Source organism: Paenarthrobacter sp. NPDC057355 (assembly GCF_042667405.1).
GTDB lineage: Bacteria > Actinomycetota > Actinomycetes > Actinomycetales > Micrococcaceae > Arthrobacter.
Genome location: NZ_JBHVAL010000020.1, coordinates 47,549 through 65,010 on the forward strand (window position 1 = coordinate 47,549; position 17,462 = coordinate 65,010).

General features: G+C 61.4%; 18 protein-coding genes. 6 read left to right on the forward strand and 12 right to left on the reverse strand.

What is annotated here, in order from left to right; genetic code table 11:
* The first annotated feature begins 112 nt into the window (after positions 1 to 112).
* Positions 113 to 547 carry a DoxX family protein gene (locus ACFUOZ_RS18245; protein WP_377550678.1) on the forward strand — a complete coding sequence of 145 codons (435 nt, stop codon included), beginning with the start codon at positions 113 to 115 and terminating at the stop codon, positions 545 to 547.
* A gap of 21 nt (positions 548 to 568) precedes the next feature.
* On the opposite strand, the gene ACFUOZ_RS18250 is transcribed toward ACFUOZ_RS18245, so the two are convergent.
* A complete protein-coding gene (locus ACFUOZ_RS18250; RefSeq protein ID WP_377550680.1) occupies positions 569 to 1,639 on the reverse strand; it encodes a Gfo/Idh/MocA family protein in 1,071 nt (356 codons plus the stop codon).
* Here ACFUOZ_RS18250 and ACFUOZ_RS18255 point away from each other — a divergent pair.
* From ACFUOZ_RS18255 to ACFUOZ_RS18270, 4 genes are all read left to right on the forward strand, one after another.
* Complete coding sequence (locus tag ACFUOZ_RS18255) at positions 1,638 to 2,090, forward strand: hypothetical protein (RefSeq protein ID WP_377550682.1); 453 nt, start codon at positions 1,638 to 1,640, stop codon at positions 2,088 to 2,090. The two genes, ACFUOZ_RS18250 and ACFUOZ_RS18255, sit on opposite strands and share 2 nt — an antisense overlap.
* 124 nt (positions 2,091 to 2,214) lie before the next feature.
* Positions 2,215 to 3,315, forward strand: coding sequence for a biotin/lipoyl-binding protein (locus tag ACFUOZ_RS18260; RefSeq protein ID WP_377550684.1), 1,101 nt, complete (start codon positions 2,215 to 2,217; stop codon positions 3,313 to 3,315).
* A 2-nt stretch (positions 3,316 to 3,317) separates the two neighbouring features.
* Positions 3,318 to 4,094: an ABC transporter ATP-binding protein gene (locus tag ACFUOZ_RS18265; RefSeq protein ID WP_377550686.1), complete on the forward strand. Its 777-nt coding sequence runs from the start codon at positions 3,318 to 3,320 to the stop codon at positions 4,092 to 4,094.
* Complete coding sequence (locus tag ACFUOZ_RS18270) at positions 4,091 to 5,272, forward strand: ABC transporter permease (protein ID WP_377550688.1); 1,182 nt, start codon at positions 4,091 to 4,093, stop codon at positions 5,270 to 5,272. The genes ACFUOZ_RS18265 and ACFUOZ_RS18270 overlap by 4 nt, the downstream gene beginning before the upstream one ends.
* Here the strand turns inward: ACFUOZ_RS18270 and ACFUOZ_RS18275 are convergent.
* From ACFUOZ_RS18275 to ACFUOZ_RS18300, 6 genes are all read right to left on the reverse strand, one after another.
* On the reverse strand, positions 5,250 to 5,942 hold the full coding sequence (locus ACFUOZ_RS18275; protein ID WP_377550690.1) for an ABC transporter ATP-binding protein: 693 nt from the start codon (positions 5,940 to 5,942) through the stop codon (positions 5,250 to 5,252). The genes ACFUOZ_RS18270 and ACFUOZ_RS18275 overlap by 23 nt on opposite strands.
* 2 nt (positions 5,943 to 5,944) lie before the next feature.
* Positions 5,945 to 7,378, reverse strand: a complete 1,434-nt coding sequence (locus ACFUOZ_RS18280; protein ID WP_377550692.1) for an ABC transporter permease — start codon at positions 7,376 to 7,378, stop codon at positions 5,945 to 5,947.
* A 180-nt stretch (positions 7,379 to 7,558) separates the two neighbouring features.
* Entirely contained in the window at positions 7,559 to 8,656 is a 1,098-nt protein-coding gene (locus ACFUOZ_RS18285; RefSeq protein WP_377550694.1) for a substrate-binding domain-containing protein, read from the reverse strand.
* A gap of 72 nt (positions 8,657 to 8,728) precedes the next feature.
* A complete protein-coding gene (gene mmsB, locus ACFUOZ_RS18290; RefSeq protein ID WP_377550696.1) occupies positions 8,729 to 10,000 on the reverse strand; it encodes a multiple monosaccharide ABC transporter permease in 1,272 nt (423 codons plus the stop codon).
* A gap of 45 nt (positions 10,001 to 10,045) precedes the next feature.
* Complete coding sequence (gene mmsA / locus ACFUOZ_RS18295) at positions 10,046 to 11,605, reverse strand: multiple monosaccharide ABC transporter ATP-binding protein (RefSeq protein ID WP_377550698.1); 1,560 nt, start codon at positions 11,603 to 11,605, stop codon at positions 10,046 to 10,048.
* A gap of 130 nt (positions 11,606 to 11,735) precedes the next feature.
* Positions 11,736 to 12,926 carry an ROK family transcriptional regulator gene (locus ACFUOZ_RS18300; protein WP_377550700.1) on the reverse strand — a complete coding sequence of 397 codons (1,191 nt, stop codon included), beginning with the start codon at positions 12,924 to 12,926 and terminating at the stop codon, positions 11,736 to 11,738.
* Between the two features lie 308 nt (positions 12,927 to 13,234).
* On the opposite strand from ACFUOZ_RS18300, the gene ACFUOZ_RS18305 reads away from it, so the two are divergent.
* Entirely contained in the window at positions 13,235 to 14,077 is an 843-nt protein-coding gene (locus tag ACFUOZ_RS18305) for a carbon-nitrogen hydrolase family protein (RefSeq protein WP_377550702.1), read from the forward strand.
* Positions 14,078 to 14,089: 12 nt separating this feature from the next.
* On the opposite strand, the gene ACFUOZ_RS18310 is transcribed toward ACFUOZ_RS18305, so the two are convergent.
* The 5 genes from ACFUOZ_RS18310 to ACFUOZ_RS18330 form a co-directional block, all read right to left on the reverse strand.
* Positions 14,090 to 14,617 carry a hypothetical protein gene (locus ACFUOZ_RS18310; protein ID WP_377550704.1) on the reverse strand — a complete coding sequence of 176 codons (528 nt, stop codon included), beginning with the start codon at positions 14,615 to 14,617 and terminating at the stop codon, positions 14,090 to 14,092.
* On the reverse strand, positions 14,614 to 14,931 hold the full coding sequence (locus ACFUOZ_RS18315; RefSeq protein ID WP_377550706.1) for a hypothetical protein: 318 nt from the start codon (positions 14,929 to 14,931) through the stop codon (positions 14,614 to 14,616). The genes ACFUOZ_RS18310 and ACFUOZ_RS18315 overlap by 4 nt, the downstream gene beginning before the upstream one ends.
* Positions 14,915 to 16,225: a hypothetical protein gene (locus ACFUOZ_RS18320; protein ID WP_377550707.1), complete on the reverse strand. Its 1,311-nt coding sequence runs from the start codon at positions 16,223 to 16,225 to the stop codon at positions 14,915 to 14,917. The genes ACFUOZ_RS18315 and ACFUOZ_RS18320 overlap by 17 nt, the downstream gene beginning before the upstream one ends.
* A gap of 117 nt (positions 16,226 to 16,342) precedes the next feature.
* On the reverse strand, positions 16,343 to 17,059 hold the full coding sequence (locus ACFUOZ_RS18325; protein WP_377550709.1) for an ATP-binding cassette domain-containing protein: 717 nt from the start codon (positions 17,057 to 17,059) through the stop codon (positions 16,343 to 16,345).
* Between the two features lie 69 nt (positions 17,060 to 17,128).
* Positions 17,129 to 17,368, reverse strand: coding sequence for a hypothetical protein (locus tag ACFUOZ_RS18330; protein ID WP_377550711.1), 240 nt, complete (start codon positions 17,366 to 17,368; stop codon positions 17,129 to 17,131).
* Positions 17,369 to 17,462 lie beyond the last annotated feature (94 nt).

Genomic DNA, 17,462 nt, shown 5'->3' on the forward strand with positions numbered 1-17,462 from the left:
CTAGGTGACAGCAAACGTCCCATTGAGCCCCCGTAGCGACGTTTGCTGTTACTCAGTTGGGTAGCGGGGGTTGGGTTGGCGCGGCGCCCACGGGCATGGAAGATTGGATCCCGTGAAATTCCTTCACCCATCACCCACGTCCTCTGCCCGCGGCATCACGATCCTGCGGGTGGTGTTCGGTGCCCTCATCCTGATCCATGGAGTCCAGAAGCTCATGGCCGGCCACGCCGCGTTCGCCGCGTCCGTCGCTGCCATGGGCGTACAGAAGCCGGAGATCGTGGCCTGGCTGGTCATTGCCGGGGAAGTGGGCCTGGGATTGCTCCTGGTCCTCGGGGCGCTGACCCGGATCGCCGGGTTCCTCGCTGCGATCATGTTCGCCGGAATCTGGTTCGTGACCGAAGCCGGCAAACCCCTGCTCACAGACAAGGCGGGCGTGACGGCGGAACTGCTCATCATCTACTTCGCAGTATCCGTGGCCTTCGTCTTCCTGGGGTCCGGTGCGTTCTCGCTCGACCGCAAGCTGGCAAGGCAACCGGGACGGCGATGAGCTTAACCTGGGTGGGTTAAATCACCGGGCATCGTTGGGGTACCGGACACCCAGTTGTGAACGAACGCCGTCGAAGAGGCGCATCACATTGATCGAGTCCTCCAACGGCATCACGGGACTCTCGACGAGTCCCTGTTGAATGCAGCGGGTCACCTCACGCAGCTCATAGGTGTAGCCAATGCCCACGACGTCGAAACGCTCGGTCCGTGGCTCGTCCCACCCGACGCGGATAAGCAGTTCGCGGGGATTGTTCACCGAACCCACCGTCTGGAGGAAGCCAAGGCCGCCAGCGACTGTGGCAGTCCTGGGCCCATGCGCCATCAGGGACGAGGTCAACTGCGCCTGCGCCCCCGTGTCGTAGCCGAGGGTCAGGGCGTTCTGCGTGTCCACTCCGTCCTCGTTCAACGAACCGATCGCGCTGACGGACTGCGGAAAACCGAGTGTCCCCAAAGCCCAGAGCAGGGGGTACACGGTGATGTCCAAAAGTGCTCCGCCGCCGTCGTTCAGGGCCCAGATGCGCGCCGAGGGATCATATGGTGCCGGGAAGCCGAGGTCCGCGCTGACCCACTGGAGCTCACCAAGTTCCCCTGAAGCCGCGATCTCGAAAGCCCGTTGCATGCTGGGAAGGAATCGGCTCCACACGGCTTCCATGAAGAACACGTTCTGCTCGCGCGCAATCGCCACCAGCTCCATGGCCTCACGGGCGTTGATGGTCAGAGCCTTCTCGCAGAGGACGTGCTTCCCGGCCCGCAAAGCCGCCGAGGCTATCTGGAAGTGCTGGGCATGGGGCGTCGCCACATAGACCACGTCCACGGCGGGATCGTTGAACAGCCGCTGGTAGCCGGGAACACCGGCGTCGTCCCCGTAGGCCTTCGTGAAGCCAAGCGTGTGGGCGAAGGCGTCGGCCGCAGCCTGGGTGCGGGAGCTGACGGCGTAGAGTTCAGCATCTTCGAGCAGGGACAGGTCCTGGGAAACACTGTTGGCGATATTCCCAGTGGACACCACGCCCCAGCGCAATCGCCGGCCTGTGGCTGCCCGGGGATCCTGGGTGGTCTGGGAGGAAAGCCACGGCACGGCGATTGGAAGTGTCATGAGTCTCATCCTCTCATTTCCCAAAGCGCCGACAGAAAGCTCTGATAGCGTCCATCTGGAAAACGTCATTGGGGGAATTGTGGAAGCAGAAATCAAGAAACCGTCAGCGGGTCCGCGGATAGCGTCAATAGTGCTCGCAGTGGTGGGGACGGTGCTTTCACTACCGGTGGCTGCATTGCTCGGATTTGCCCTTGGCTTTTACCCAACCCGGATGGAATGCACCACCGAAACCCTCGGCTCGGGGTGCTACGAAGGCGATCTTCTGAACGCCGCTGTCCTCTTTGCCCTCGTTTTCCTGCCGTTTCTGCTGCCAATAGCCACCATCAGTCTTCTCCAGCGAAAGAGGCGCGGGGTCCCGGATTTCATGCCTCTGATCGTGCTGTGCCTTGTACCGGCAGTGGTGGTTGTCCTCTGCGCCGTTCTCGCGTTGGTGGCACCGGGCGCCCTCTGAAGCGCCGACACAGTAAGTACACTGTCCGTCCCGCGAATGCCCGACGCCGGCAACTACCTCGCTTAGGCTGATGGCAATCATCCCTCGCAGAGGTTCTGTGGGGAGTTACCGAAATGGAGCAGGGATGGGTATTTTTCGGCGCGTCATTTTGCCGGTTGCCTGGTTGTTTGTTTTCGCGATAATCGCGGTGGCTCTGGTCAAAATCGCCTTTGTGGACGGTTTGAAATCTGCCGCTTCGGAGCCCGCGCCGTTGGCCCAGGTGGATATTCCGACGGTCCCGGCAACCAGGGCCACCGTCAGCAACACCGTCCAGATCAAGGGCACCGTCCAAAGTGACCCGGCCGAAGCCGTCCGCAGCACATCGGCGGGAAAAGTTGTGCAGGTCTTTGTGGACCAAGGGGCTACTGTCGCCAAGGGCGACGCTCTCTTCCAAGTAAGGGCCGAGCGCGCGGTCGCGGGCGCCCAGCCGTCGTCCCCGGATGGACCCACAACTGCCGCGAAACCCGCTTACGACTACTTCAACGTCCTGGCCCCACGCGCCGGGACACTGCAGCAGTTGACCACGCTCGTGGACCAGCAGGTCAGCGTGGGTGAGGCGGTAGGCAAGATCGATCCCGGTACGTACACAGTGGCGGGCCCGGTTTCTGCCGCCCAGCAGTACCGCCTCCTCGGCAAACCCGGTCCGGCAGAAATAGCCCTGGTGGGCGGACCGGCTCCGTTCCAGTGCGCCGAAGTGACGCTCAAGAACAACGCATCCGACGACGGCGGAGCCTCCTCGGGCGGTTTGGCCGCCACTGGCGGGGGAGCCGGTATGGCAGTCGGCGGGGCAATTGCTGGACCGGGAGGAGGTTCTTCAACCCAACCGGACGGAAGCAATCCGACAGGGACCATCAGCTGCGCAGTTCCGGCTAACCAGCAGGTCTTCCCTGGCCTCGGTGCCACCATGACGGTCAGCGCCGGCGTCGCGCCTGACGTGGTGACGGTTCCCCTTACCTCGGTCAAGGGCAGTGTCAAGGACGGCATCGTGTGGGTCGCCAGTAAGGCAGGAGCCGGGGCCGCTCCCGAACAGCGCACCGTGCAGCTCGGTCTGAACGATGGCAACGTGGTTGAAGTGACCTCCGGGCTGACCGAGGGCGAGCAGGTCCTCGAGTTTGTGCCCGGCACCCCCGCTGGCCCGGAGCCCATGATGGGTCCAGGGCAAGGCACCTACATTCCGGCAGGCTAAACATGGATGCCACTGCCAGCAACGAAACCCTCGTCAGCCTTCGATCGGTCACGCGGTCAGTCACCCTGCCGGATGATCAACAGCTGCACATTCTTCGCGGCATTGATCTTGAGGTACTCAGCGGGGACCACACCGCGATCGTGGGACGCTCCGGCTGCGGCAAGTCAACGCTGCTCAACCTCCTCGGCCTGCTTGATGTCCCGACCTCCGGGGATATGGACTTCATGGGCCAACCAGCGCAACGGCTCAGCAGCAACGCCCGGGCCCGCCTCCGGGGTTCAACAGTGGGCTTTGTGTTCCAACAGTTCAACCTGTTGCCGGGCCGAAGCGCCCTGGACAACGTCATTACTCCGCTTTTCTATGCCCAGGGCAGGGAATTCCGGCGTCGCCGCGAACTTGCAATGGAGATGCTGGACCGGGTCGGGTTGTCTGCACGGGCGGACACGATGCCCAACATGCTTTCAGGCGGTGAACAGCAACGTGTTGCAATCGCACGTGCGCTGGTTCGCCGGCCGAGGCTAATCCTGGCCGATGAGCCAACCGGTGCCCTGGACGTCGAGACCGGCCAGGCGGTGATGGCGTTGCTGGACACTGTCGCCACGGAAACCTCTGCGGCCCTGGTAACCATTACCCACGACACCAACGTCGCCGCACTCGCCCGTGCCTGCTACCGGCTCGACTCCGGAGTGTTGACCCCGCTGGCGCTCGCGGAACCGCTCGCAGAACCACGCGCAGATCCGCTCGCAGAACCGCTCGCAGAATCGGGAGCCCACGCATGACCGGCTTCATATCAACGCTGGTGGAAGCGTGGCAGGAACTTCGCATCAACAAAGTCCGCATACTGTTGGCTCTTTTGGGGGTGGCGTTGTCCGTGGCGGCGCTGACGTCCGTGGTCGGCCTTGGTAACCTCGCCCGCGAAGGCATGAAGGTGCAGTCCGAGCGCGATGGCGGCCGGGTTGCAACCCTGACCTTGAGTGTCAACGGCCCATCCGCTCCGGATGCGCAACAACTGGACAAAGTCTACGAAGGAATCCAGCAGCGCTATGGGATCACCACCTCCACCCACGTGGGCCGTACCCAGGCAGGCTTCCAGTTTCCCCGCGGCGTGACAGCCGTGAACATGACCATCGTTGACTCCGGCTACGGCATCATCCACCGAGTGCCGCTCACCCAAGGTAAATGGTTCGACGCCGATGACGACCAAAGGCTCGCCCCCGCAGTCGTGGTCTCGGAAGGCTTTTACAACCGGGCGGGCAGGCCAGACCTGGCTACCAATCCCACAGTTCGCATCCCCGGTGACCTTCCGGCGACGGCGGTGATCATCGGCGTCGTTCCTGACACCTGGCCTGACACCCCTCCGGCCGCCTTCATCCTCACGAAGGCTGCCGCCATGACGGGCATGAAGCCGGACATGTCGGAGTTCAAGCTCTGGGTGGGGGAGGAACAGGCCGGGGCCCTGCAGTCCGCGATCACTGCGGACCTGCAGGGCCAGTTCCCGGGCTATTTCGCCCAGGCCCAACGCGTAGACTTTGCCGCCTATGGCGATCCGCTGGGTCCTGCCCAGTGGATCATCGGCGGCGTAGCCGGACTGGTGCTTCTCCTTGGAGCAGTGGGAATGCTCAACATCTCCATGGTCACAGTCCGCTACCGCGTCCGGGAGATCGGCATCCGCCGCAGCTTCGGCGCTACCTCGGGACGCATCTTCGTCGGCGTCATGATGGAATCTGTGGTGGCCACCGCTGTCGCGGGTCTGGTGGGCGTCATGGTGGCCATCGCCGTGGTGAAGAACCCGTGGATTCAATCAAAGGTAGCCCCAGGCCTGACGGAATATCCGCCGTTCCCCATCGACGCCGCGCTCCTGGGCTTTGGCGCAGCGGTCATGGTGGGCGCACTCGCCGGAGCCATTCCCGCGCTCGTGGCGGTGCGCGTCAAGGTCATCGACGCGATCCGCTTCTGACCTCCTCGGTCAGCCTGCCCTGCTGAAGCCGGAAGCAACGTTCCGTCTTCTGCGCCAGGCTGCGGTCGTGCGTGACCACCAGGATGGTGGTGTTGTGGTCGCGGCTCAGGGAGCTCAACAGCTCGATGATGTGCTCACCGGTCTGCTCATCGAGATTTCCGGTGGGTTCGTCCGCCAGGATCAGTTTGGGTTCGTTCGCCAGCGCCCGCGCGATCGCAACACGCTGCTGCTCCCCGCCGGACAGGCGGTTGGTCCGGCGCGAATGCTTCTCCGGATCCAGCTGCACTTGCTCCAGCAACTCCTTGGCCCGCTTCAGCCTGGTTGGCTTCCGCACCCCGGCGAACTCCATGGGAAGCATGACGTTGTCCACGGCGCTGAGGTTGGGGATCAGGTTGAACTGCTGGAACACGAACCCGATGTCCCGACGCCGGTACTCCGTCAGTTTGCTGTCGGGCAGCCCCGCAAGGCTGACGCCATCGACGACGACGTCCCCTGAGGTGGGTTTGTCCAGCGCACCCAGGAGGGACAACAGGGTGCTCTTGCCGCTGCCGCTCTTGCCCACGATCGACGACAGTGAGCCCCTTTCCAGTTCGAAGCTCACACCGTTGACCGGCTTGACGGTCCGGTCACCGGACTTGAACTGACGGACCAGGTCCTTGACTTCAATCACGGCTATTCTCCTCGGAGTACTTCGATGGGGCGGATGCGGGCAGTCAGCAGCGCCGGAACCAGCGCGCCGATAATGGCGGCGGCGAACACGGCTGCGATGCCCGCCGCAAGGACGCCGGGGGAGACACTGGCGGTAACGGAGGTGAGCAGTTGGGAAGCGCCGCCGAACGCGCCGCCCCGTCCACCGAAGCCGCCGCCCCCTGGGACCGCGCCATTGGGCACGGCACCGGCGAGGCCGCCCGCACGCTGGGTGGGTGTCGCCGTCGTGCTGGTATTCGAACTGATCAACGCCGAAGCTATGCCGCCGCTGGCGAATGAAGCGACGACTGCGCCCACCACGCTGCCCATGGCGACAAGAACCAGGGATTCAAGCACAAATTGCAGGCCGATGGTGCGGTTGGGGGCGCCGATGGCTTTCAGTACGCCGATTTCCCGACGACGCTCGCGGACCAGCATGACCATGATCAGCAGGATGATGATCCCGGCCGTCGCGAGGGCTGCGATGAAGGCGACCAGCGAGATGTTCTTGACGCTGTCGAGGGAGCTGACTGCGGTTTCCAGATTGCGTTGGCCCTGGGTGACGTCTGCCTTGTCCGTGCCGAGGACATTTTGGACGGCGGCCTTGGTGCTGTCCACGTTCTCCATGCTGTTGACCGTGACAATCATGGTGGAGAGCTCATCGGGTGTGGCTGCCAGCGTCTGGGCTTCAGGAAGTGTCACGTAGACGGCGTTGTTGCCGAAAGTGGTTCCTGCGTCGAAAAGGCCTGCCACAGTGAAGGTTTTGTCCTGGATAGTGAAGGTGGATCCAACGGCCAGACCGTTCTTTTCGGCCAATGACGTGCCCACCAGTGCCTTGTCCGACGCCGTGGTGTAGTCGCCCAGCCCGCTGCCGCTGGTAATGTTCAGCGCCTTGCCGGTGCTGTCCACCTCCGCGCCGATGCCAGTGGCAGTGATGGGAAGGGCGCGTGCCGGCTGTGTTCCCGTTGCACCGGTGGATCCGCTGGCGCTGTTCCGGTTGCCCAAGGTTCCGGCGTCGATGGCAGCTGTGAGGCTGGTGCTGACCGATGCCTGCTGTCCGCCGGGACCGAAGCCCCCGGCCGGGCCGGTTTGCTGGGTGGTGGTGCCCGTTGTTGCCGTCTGCAAGCGCAGCGCCTTCGTTCCAACCACGGACGTGACATTGGTGACGGACGCAGCAGTCTGGGCTTGCGCCGTCGTCAGCGGTTCGCCGCCGCCTTCGAAGCCCTGCCCGCCAGCGGGGTTCACCGTCAAGGTGGTGCCCACCGAAGCGTTGAGCTCCTGCACCTTCGCGCCCACGGCCTGGTTGGCCACGAGCATGGCCAAGGCCAGGCCGATCGCTACAGCAAGGACGGCGACCACCGCCGCTGTTCTGATTTTGTTGCGGAAGGCGTTGCCTACGCTTCGGGCAAGGACGCTCACGTTTCTCCTTTTGACCTGCAGGTTTGTGGGCCCACTGGTCGCGGGCTGCAGGTCCAACATTGCTGAGCGCTGCTGTGCGGTGCACCGGCCCAAGCTATGCGTGGGCTGTGAAAAGACGCCCGGCACAACAAAAAGCCCCGGCCCGCCTGCTGGCGGACCGGGGCTTCCTGTATAGGGGTGTTACTTGGTGATCGGGCCGAGTACCGGATCGTCGACGTAAGCCGTCTTGACGTTCTCCTTGGTCACGATCTGCGGGGGCAGGAGGTAAGCCGGAACGGTCTTGACGCCGTTCTTGTAGGAGTCCTTGTCGTTGATCTCCAGTTCCTTGCCGGCCTGCAGGTCCTTCACCATGGTGATGGCGTGCTCAACCAGCTTGCGGGTGTCCTTGTTGATGGTGGAGTACTGCTCGCCAGCCATGATCGACTTGACGGACTCAACCTCGGAGTCCTGGCCGGTCACGACGGGGAGCGGCTTGCCGGCAGCCTTGACGGACGTCAGGACTGCACGGGCCAGGGTGTCGTTCGGCGAGAGGACGCCGTCCAGCGATGCGGTGCCGTAGCTGCCGGTGAGCAGCGTGTCAGCGCGGCGCTGGGCGTTCTCTGCCTTCCAGCCCTGGGTCACAGCCTGCTCGAAAGCCGTCTGGCCGGACAGGACCTTAAGGGTGCCGTCGTCGATCTTCGGCTTCAGGACGCTCATGGCGCCATCGAAGAAGACCTTCGCGTTGGCATCATCCGGGGAGCCGGCGAAAAGCTCGATGTTGTACGGACCGTTCGGCTTCTTGGCCTTCAGACCGTCCAGCAGGGCCTGGCCCTGCAGCTCACCGACCTTGAAGTTGTCGTAGGCCACGTAGTAGTCCACGTTCTCAGTGTTGAGGAGCAAGCGGTCGTAGGCGATGACGGTGGCGCCGGCATCCTTGGCCTGCTTGAGCTGCGTGCCCAGCTGGGCGCCGTCGATGGCACCTACGATGATGACCTTGGCACCCTTGGTGACCATGGCGCTGATCTGGTTCTGCTGCTCCGAAACGCCGCCGTTGGCGAACTGTACGTCGGGCTTGAAGCCGGCGCTGGAGAGACCATCGTTGAACAGCTTCTCTGCCAGTACCCAGTTCTCACTGGTCTTCTGCGGGAGGGCGACGCCGATCAGCGAGTCCTTGGGGAACGCTTCCCCGCCTGCCGTGCTGCTGCTGGAGCCGCTGTCCGAGCGGCCGCAGGCCGTCAGCGCCAGTGCCGCGATGGCAGCTACTGCTGCTGCCTTTCCTGCTTTACCAAACATTCGCATATCTTGGTTCACTTTCTCTGTGGGTGGGGTGGAGCGAGTCTTCTGGGTGGAGAAGTTCTGGGTGGAAACCGATCAGGCTTCCTTTGAAATGACCTCTTTGGTGGAGGTTGTCTCGTCCGGCTTGAGCTCGTTGTTGTTGCGCTGGAAGTTCTTCATCAGCAGGCCCGTGATGGATCGCTTGCCTTGGGACTTGTTGTAGACATCGAAGGCGACGGCGGCCAGGAGCACCAGGCCCTTGATGATCTGCGTGAGGTCGGCTCCGACGCCCAGCAGCTGGAGGCCGTTGTTGAGCACAGCCATGACCAGGCCACCGACGATCGAGCCGATCACGGTACCAACGCCACCGGTCACTGCGGCGCCGCCGATGAACACGGCTGCGATAGCGTCCAGTTCCCAGCCGACGCCGTCGAACGGACCGGACGCGGTGGAGCGGCCAACGAAGATCATGCCTGCCAGGCCGGCAAGGACCGACATGTTGAGCATGACCATGAAGTTGACCTTCTTGGACTGCACACCGGACAGTTCGGCTGCGTGGCGGTTACCACCCACGGCGTAGACGTGGCGGCCCAGGACGGTCTTGTCAGCCACAAAGCCGTAGAACAGGACCAGGACGGCCAGGATCAGGCCAGGGATCGGGAAGGAGGTGCCGGGGCGCCCTGTGGCGAAGAGGTACGTGGCGTAGAGGATAGCGCCGCAGATCAGGACCAGCTTTGTCACTTCAACCCAGAGTTCGGGAACGTCGGCGCCCAGGGCTTTGTTGGCTGCACGGGCCCGGAGGGACATGGCCACCACGAACGCCGCGGCCAGTATGCCGATCAGGAGGGTCAGGTTGTTGAAGCCGGTATTGGGGCCGATTTCCGGAAGGTAGCCCGATCCAAGGTACTGGAAGTCGTTGGGAACCGGGATGGTGTTGGACTTGCCAACGAACTGGTTGAAGCCCCGGAAGAGCAGCATGCCCGCCAGCGTGACGATGAAGGCAGGAATGCCCACATACGCAGTCCAGAAGCCTTGCCAGGCGCCGATCAGGGCTCCCAGCGCCAGGCCGAAGAGGACACCCATGTACCAGGGAATGCCCCAGTCGCGGATGGCGAGGGCCACGGAGACACCGACGAAGGCTGCCACGGATCCAACTGAGAGGTCGATGTGTCCGGCGATGATCACCAGGACCATGCCGATGGCGAGGATCAGGATGTAGGAGTTGCCGTTGAACAGGTTGATCACGTTGCCGGGGGTCAGTGTGCGGCCCTCGGTGAAGATCTGGAAGAAGACGATAAGTGCCACCAGGGCGAAAATCATGCCGAACTGGCGGGTATTGCCACCAAATAGCTTCTTGAGCGCGTTCATTGTTTTGGTCCTTGAGTCAGGAAGGGGCGTTTCTTGGCCACTGGGTCAGGCTGCTGTCTTGCGGTTGGAAGTCATGAGTTTCATCAGGCTCTCCTGGCTGGCTTCGTCCTTGTTCAGCACGCCGGTGATGGAACCTTCAAAAATTGTGTAGATGCGGTCGGACAGGCCCAGGAGTTCGGGAAGCTCCGAGGAGATGACAATCACTCCTTTGCCCTGGTTGGCCAGGCGCTGGATGATGCCGTAGATCTCGTACTTGGCTCCAACGTCAATGCCTCGGGTCGGTTCGTCCAGGATCAGGAGGTCCGGGTCCGTGAACATCCACTTGGCCAGCACTACTTTTTGCTGGTTGCCGCCGGAGAGTTTGGCTACGCCTTCCTCAACCGATGGGGTCTTGGTCCGCAGCGACTTGCGGTACTCCTCGGCCACCTGGAATTCCTTGCGGTCATCCACTACCGAGTATTTGCTGATCTTGTCCAGCGCTGCAGCGACCGTGGTGGTCTTGATGTCATCCAGCAGGTTCAAGCCCAGGGACTTACGGTCTTCGGTCACATAGCCGAGTCCGGCGTCGATGGCCTGGCGGACCGTGCGGAGGTTGACCCGCTTGCCGTCCTTGTAGACCTCGCCGGAAATGAACCGGCCGTAGGAGTGGCCGAACAAGGAACGGGCCAGCTCCGTGCGGCCGGCGCCCATGAGGCCCGCGAAGCCAACGATCTCCCCGCGTCGGACAAAGAAGTTGGAGCCCTTGCAGATCAGTCGGTCCTGGATGGCAGGGTGGCCCACCGTCCAGTCCTTGACCTCGAAGAAGACCTCGCCGACCTTCGGTTCGTGATCCGGGAAGCGGGACTCGAGCGTCCGGCCCACCATGCCCTTGATGATGCGGTCCTCGTCCACGCCGTCGCGCTTGACGTTGAGCGTTTCGATGGACTTGCCGTCCCGGATGATGGTGATCTCGTCGGCGATCTGCTCAATCTCGTTGAGCTTGTGGGAGATGATGATGGACGTGATGCCGCGGCCCTTGAGGCCGAGGATCAGGTCAAGCAGGTGCTGGGAGTCCGATTCGTTCAGTGCTGCCGTGGGCTCGTCCAGGATCAGCAGCTTCACGGACTTGTTCAGAGCTTTGGCGATTTCCACCAGCTGCTGCTTTCCGACGCCGATTTCCTTGATGGGGGTGTCCGGGTCTTCCCGGAGGCCCACCCGGGCCAGCAGTTCGAGGGAACGCTTACGGGCCTCAGCCCAGTCAATGACGCCCCACTTTGTGGGTTCGTTGCCCAGGAAGATGTTCTCCATGATGGAAAGTTCCGGGATCAGCGCCAGTTCCTGGTGGATGATCACGATGCCCGCTGCTTCACTCGCGCGGATGTCCTTGAACTGTTGCGTTTCGGCCTGGTACACGATGTCGCCGGTGTAGCTGCCGTAGGGGTAAACCCCGGACAGGACCTTCATCAGCGTGGATTTGCCTGCACCGTTCTCGCCACAAATTGCGTGGATCTCGCCGGCCATAACGCGCAGGCTTACGTTCGACAAGGCTTTCACTCCAGGGAATTCCTTGGTGATGGAGCGCATCTCCAACAGGATGGGCTCGCCTTGCGTGTCGAGGGATGTCATCAGCCCTTACGCCTCCAATGCATGACTTCGTTGTCGGCTCCGCAAGCGGCGGAGCTGTCTGATGAAAAAGTAAACTGGATCACCTATCTTGTCGTCAAGACTTGAACGCATGATCCAGCTAACGATTTCGTTACCTACCGGTAATACCTGCGTGTTGGAACACCAGTGCGGCGGCCCCGAGTGCCTCCGCGCGGGCACCAAGTGATGACATCGCCAAGTGTGTCGTCTCACCGACCACCGGCACGGCATGGCGCACCAAGCCTCTTCGGATGGGGTCCAGAAGGAGGTCTCCGAGCCCTGCCAGCGGGCCGCCTACGACGATCACCTCGGGGTTGATCAGGTTGGAAACGTTACCCAGGGCGCGACCGACAGCCAGGCCGGCGTCGTCAACTACGCGCTGGGTCGCCGAGTCTCCGGCGAGGCAATTGCGGACGATGTCCAGGGGCGTCAACAGGGTGTCCTGACCGCGCCCCAGCAACTCGATCATGGTGGTGGTGGACGCTATCGTTTCGAGGCAACCCCTGTTGCCGCAGCGGCACACCAGGCCGTGTTCGTGGATGGTGGCGTGGCCGATTTCCCCGGTGATGCCCACGTTGCCGTAGTAGGGGAAGCCATTGAGGATCAGGCCCGCGCCGATGCCGGATCCGATTTTGAGGAACATGAGATTGGAGACGCCGCTGTGTGGACCCCACGTCACTTCGGACAAGGCGCCCAGATTGGCGTCGTTGTCAACAAAGACGGGGCAATTCAGGGCCTCTTCCAAGCGGTGGAGGATGTCGATGCCCACCCACTCGGGCAGGATGGCGCCCTGTGCCACGGTGCCCGATCTGCGGTCAATCGGCCCTGGAATGCCAGCCCCTGCACCCACTACGGCTGTGCGGTCTATGCCGTTTTCCTGGAGCAGTTTTTCGAGCAGCCGTACCGCTGCGGCTATTCCTTCTTCTGCCTGGTGCCCCAGTGGCAACTCGATGTAATCCTCGGCAATGACGTGATAGCCCAGTGATGCCAGGACCACCCTCAGGTGGCGGCGTCCAAAGTCGATTCCGACGGCGACGGCACCGTTGCTGTTCAGCCGCACGTTGGTTGCCCGCCGGCCGGAGCTCGTGGTCGGCTCAGTGGAGACCAGGCCGGCGTCCTGCATGATTTTGACGATGTTGGAGATCGTGGCCGTGGAGAGCCCGGTCTGCCGCGAAAGCTCTGCCTGCGTGGAGGGCCCGCTCAGCAGGCATTCGATGATGCGTTGCTGATTCAGGTGGCGGAGCGCGGATTGCGAGCCGGGTTTTCTTGGATGGCTCTTCGTTGAGCGCTGCGTAGCGGGCATGACAAGAAGATTGCCCCAGAAAACATGTTGCAGTCAAGAAGTGAACACAGCGAGTCAAGCTTTACCGAGATACTCCAACGCAAAGATGACTCCCAAGTACCCCTTGCGAGGCCCGCTATGCGCCCTATCGCCAACTTTTTCGACGCAAAGCGGGCCGCGCAAGAACGGGAGGCGTGCAATGCGTCCCGGGTTCGCCGCCTGCAGGTCCAATTGCATCGCCGCATCCAATTGAGCGAAGCCTAGGCTTGAAGCAAGAAGATGTCCCATGCCTTTGATCGGATGGGATCCGGCGAAACAAGGTGGTACTGATGCTGCTAGCAATCCTGCAGGCGAACGCCTCCGTTATGGACGTGGACGCCAACCTGGGCACTATCGAGGACGCAGCGCAGCGTGCCTCCAACGCGGGGGCCGGCCTGCTGCTCACCCCGGAGCTCTTCCCGGTTGGCTATGCTCCATTGCGCCTCCACGCGGAGTTGGAGCCCGCAACCCTCCCGTCGATCCGGGAACGCCTTGCCAGCATCGCCCGCACGCACGGGATTGGCTTGGTCTACAGCCTTCCGGCCCCGGCGCAGGTACAGCGTCAGGACACGCACGACGCCGCCGCGCGGCCACTGCCCGCCGATCACGCCTGGCATATCACGGCTACTTTGTTGGACGCCGCGGGTACTGAGGTTCTCAACTATGCCAAGGTCCACCTTTTCGGTCCCGAAGAGCACAAAGCGTTCGTCGGCGCTGAAGAACCTCCCGCCGTCGTGGATTTCAACGGAATCCGCACGTCGATGCTGATCTGCTACGACGTCGAGTTCCCCGAGGCCGTGCGCGCCGCGGCCACCCGCGGTGCCGAACTCCTGCTGGTTCCAACAGCACTCTCGGCAGGATTCGACAATGTGCCACAGGTGCTGATTCGCGCCCGGGCCCTGGAGAGCCAGTTGAATGTGGCCTACGCCAACCACTCGGGGCATGAGGACGTGTACAACTTCCTGGGCGGCAGCGTGGTGGCAGGTCCGGATGGCTCGTTGCTGGCTGCGGCTGGGGAAGGTGCTGCTTTGTTGTTCGCGGAGGTCGGCACGGAGACGGTGAAAGCCGCCCGCGACGAAGTACCGTACCTGCGTGAGCGCAGGCCGGAACTGTACCGGGAGTGGGCGAACTAGGCAAAGGCAGGGCTAGGGGTCCACCTGAAGCAACTGTACTTGCCCCCGCCATGTGAGGAGGCCCTTGACCAGGCTTCTGCCGTCGCCAAACAGTGGCAACAAGAATATGGCGTGAAGGAAGAACCACCAGTGAAGCGCATAGTCAGGCAGCAGCAAAGCAACCGGGACCCCTGCTAAGCACGCCGCCATGGGGCCGGCCAGTGCAATAAGCGCTGCCTGCCAGCCCACGAGCTTTCCCACGGGAATGACTGAGAATCTCAGCAGGGTGCTCGCAAAGATGACGTGGGTAATTCCCGAGGTCAGCTTGAGGCCGAGGACGTGGGAGCCCTCGTGAATCACAAAGCCGATCAGCAGGCAGGATGCGTGGACCAGCAGCCAGAGGGCCGGTTGCAGAACCCCGGGCATCCCCGCGACCGCGGTGACTGCGCAGACAGTGAAGCCGGCAACCACTGCGGCGGCGGGAACGCGGACGGCCCGAACAAGACTCTTGACGGCCACCATCACCTTGACGTCGTCTATGGGAACAGTGCTGAGCTTCACCGCTGCTGTGCTTGCAGCAGTTGCTTCTTGTGGAGCTTGAGCTTTTCAAGGACCAAAGTGACTGCCAAGCAGAAAACGAAGACGACGCCGAAGATGATCGCGATGGGCGCGCCGTCGGCAACCCCAATTTCCAGGGCCGTTGCACCGCTGGCTTGCTCGTGGGCCTCGAAGAAGATGGCACCGAAAAGCCCAAACTTTCTGACGCCCACGTCCATAGTGGAAAACATGGCCATGATGAATCCTGCCACCACCATTGCCATGGTGACCACAAATGAGACGGAAAATGCCGTGATAACTCTAAGAAGCCACTTCATGGCGTCGAATCCTTTCCATCCTCTGCATTCCGAGGATGCTGTACGTCACAACCAAGATGTTCAGAACTGAGTAAACTACTGCGCTTATCGCCGGTTCGAGATTGAATACGTTGAGGCCGAGTGCAATCGTCAAGATGACGATAATGGCCAGCACCGCACCGACCAGAACAGTGAATGGGTTTCCCTTTTCCGGCGGAAACGCAATGCCTATAAGGGTGGAGATAAGAATATTGCTGAGGCAGAATCCTGCTACGGGCAAACACGCAGAGAGTTCGATGCCTTGAGCAAGGCTGGCTGCGGTAACCGGAATCGCGACCGTAACCCAGAGGATCACCTGCGAGCCGAGGATGCTCGCGTAGTTCCTCCACGCGCTGACGTGCAGCGCTGACATGCGCCGCAATGGTTCAGAATTTACGTAGGCGTATACGCCCTGAAATGTAATGAGCGCCAAAACATAGGGTGGAATGACAATGTGCTGCAGCCATGCAAACAGCGAAAATGCAAAGACGAAGATGACGGCAACGAGCGTTTCAAAGCTGCGGAACAGCACCAGCGTATAGGCCCCCAGCCTCCACATGGCAATTTTGGAAGGAAGCAAGATGATGAAGCGGCGAACGGGGACGTATGCTCTGGGAGCAGCGGCTACGATGCCGGCAATAATGGCCACGGAGGCCGCGCCAAAGCTCAGTACTGCGAGCCACAATCCGAAGTTCTTTTCCAGTGTGGGGTACACCAACAGCGGCGAACTGTAGTCACGCCCCTCGATGAAACTCTCGGCAATCACCGCAGTCTGCTCATTCGTATACGGGAACAGGACTGAGAGGCCCATCGCCAGGACAATCGGTACCAGTAGTCCTCGGAGCCGTGCCAGCCGCATCATGAGGAGGCTGCGTTCCAACAGATAGTAGGCCAGGCTGAGGAGGAGATAAACAGACGCTACGGGAAGCCAAATGGACACCACAATCTTCGTGATGAAATCGGGGCCCTCGAGAAGCACGGTTGAGATCGAGAATGCACCGAAAACGAAAACCGTCATCACTGCCACTACCGATGCCTCGAACAAAGCGAAGGCAAGCGTTCGTTCCTTGTTGGTGGCAGGAAGGTTGAAGGACAACTTTAGAAGTTCATCCGCCTTCAAGAAGAGGACCCGTATCAGCGTGTACGCAATGAGGACCCAAAAACCCACCGAAACGTTGGCGATTGCGAGGACGGGCTCGAACAAATCAGTTCCGTCAAGATACTGCCGCATCACCGTGTAACTGAGAACATTGAATCCTGCAAATCCGAGCAGCACTATGAAAGCGCCAGCGATTCGCATAGTTCTCGAGGCCAGGAGTCCCCGTCCCAGGACGCGCCGGAGAATGAATGTCCAAAACAGTCGAAACAACAGGACGATGCTCTCGAGCCGCATCTACTCGGCTCCCATGGACTGGATGTACTCGGATGCAAGGGCCGAGAGGTTGCCATAGTCCTTATTGACTGAACCCAGATCCCCTTGGAAGACCAGGGCGCCTTGGATGAGGACAGCAACGTCATCGGCCACATTCTCAAGGACATTGAAGTCATGGCTGCACAAGAGTACCGAGCGCCCATCGCTGGCGAGATTCCGGACGTCTCTTTCGAAGATCTTCACTGATTCGATGTCTACTCCATTGAGTGTCTCGTCGATAACAGTGAGACGACGTTCCAGCATGAATGCGGCAATGAGCTGGAGTTTCTTGCGCATTCCATGGGAGTAGTCCTCGATGAGGTCACGGTGGCGGCCACTCATTGAGTAGCGGTCAAAGTGATGATCAAGGACCTTCAGATCGAGTGGTTCAGCGTAGAGACCATGCATGAATCGAATGTATTCTTCACCGGTTAGGAACTCGGGCAGATAATCATTGCTCGAGAGGTATATTGCAGACATTTTCGCACTGCGACTGGAATTCCGGTGTCCATCGATGTGGACGCTGCCACCCTGCATTTGCAGAAGGTCCAGAATCACCTTTATGAGGGTTGACTTGCCTGATCCGTTGGGACCGATAAGACCCATGATTCTGTTTCCGGAAATGCTGAGTGAGACGTCATGCAGGACTTGCTTCTGAAAGTTGTACGCGTAGTCGATGTGGTCGACAGTAAGGGGCATTGGGCTTGGCTCCATGATCTGGCTGTGGTGGCATCGCACGAGGATGCCACCACAGCGGTTATCTGACGACTAGACGCACTCCACCCAGACCGAAACGCCCCACTGGCTCCAACTCCAGTTGCCGACGAACCGTCCGCGGCCGGATGTCAGGCACCAGATCGCCATGGCACCAAGAATCGCGAATGCGAGGACCATAAGAACAGCGAGCAGAACGAGGAACCAGCCGTCGTAGCGGAGGACCATGTCGTCGATTTTGCTCCTGATTGCGGCCACGGTGCTGGTGGCCTGTACTGCTGTTGTAGCGAGCATATTTCCCCCTCGGAAATGATGATCTGTACGGCGCCGATGACTTTCGGCACCCACGAGGAGGCTAGGCGCCTTGAGCAGCACCTAGTCGCGCAGT

Coding starts and splice junctions, on each gene's coding strand:
- ACFUOZ_RS18250 (WP_377550680.1), bottom strand. CDS start 1,639: ATGACACTTCCAATCGCCGTGCCGTGGCTTTCCTCCCAGACCACCCAG.
- mmsA (WP_377550698.1), bottom strand. CDS start 11,605: ATGACATCCCTCGACACGCAAGGCGAGCCCATCCTGTTGGAGATGCGC.
- ACFUOZ_RS18265 (WP_377550686.1), top strand. CDS start 3,318: ATGGATGCCACTGCCAGCAACGAAACCCTCGTCAGCCTTCGATCGGTC.
- ACFUOZ_RS18270 (WP_377550688.1), top strand. CDS start 4,091: ATGACCGGCTTCATATCAACGCTGGTGGAAGCGTGGCAGGAACTTCGC.
- mmsB (WP_377550696.1), bottom strand. CDS start 10,000: ATGAACGCGCTCAAGAAGCTATTTGGTGGCAATACCCGCCAGTTCGGC.
- ACFUOZ_RS18305 (WP_377550702.1), top strand. CDS start 13,235: ATGCTGCTAGCAATCCTGCAGGCGAACGCCTCCGTTATGGACGTGGAC.
- ACFUOZ_RS18255 (WP_377550682.1), top strand. CDS start 1,638: ATGAGTCTCATCCTCTCATTTCCCAAAGCGCCGACAGAAAGCTCTGAT.
- ACFUOZ_RS18285 (WP_377550694.1), bottom strand. CDS start 8,656: ATGCGAATGTTTGGTAAAGCAGGAAAGGCAGCAGCAGTAGCTGCCATC.
- ACFUOZ_RS18325 (WP_377550709.1), bottom strand. CDS start 17,059: ATGCCCCTTACTGTCGACCACATCGACTACGCGTACAACTTTCAGAAG.
- ACFUOZ_RS18315 (WP_377550706.1), bottom strand. CDS start 14,931: ATGAAGTGGCTTCTTAGAGTTATCACGGCATTTTCCGTCTCATTTGTG.
- ACFUOZ_RS18300 (WP_377550700.1), bottom strand. CDS start 12,926: ATGCCCGCTACGCAGCGCTCAACGAAGAGCCATCCAAGAAAACCCGGC.
- ACFUOZ_RS18260 (WP_377550684.1), top strand. CDS start 2,215: ATGGGTATTTTTCGGCGCGTCATTTTGCCGGTTGCCTGGTTGTTTGTT.
- ACFUOZ_RS18330 (WP_377550711.1), bottom strand. CDS start 17,368: ATGCTCGCTACAACAGCAGTACAGGCCACCAGCACCGTGGCCGCAATC.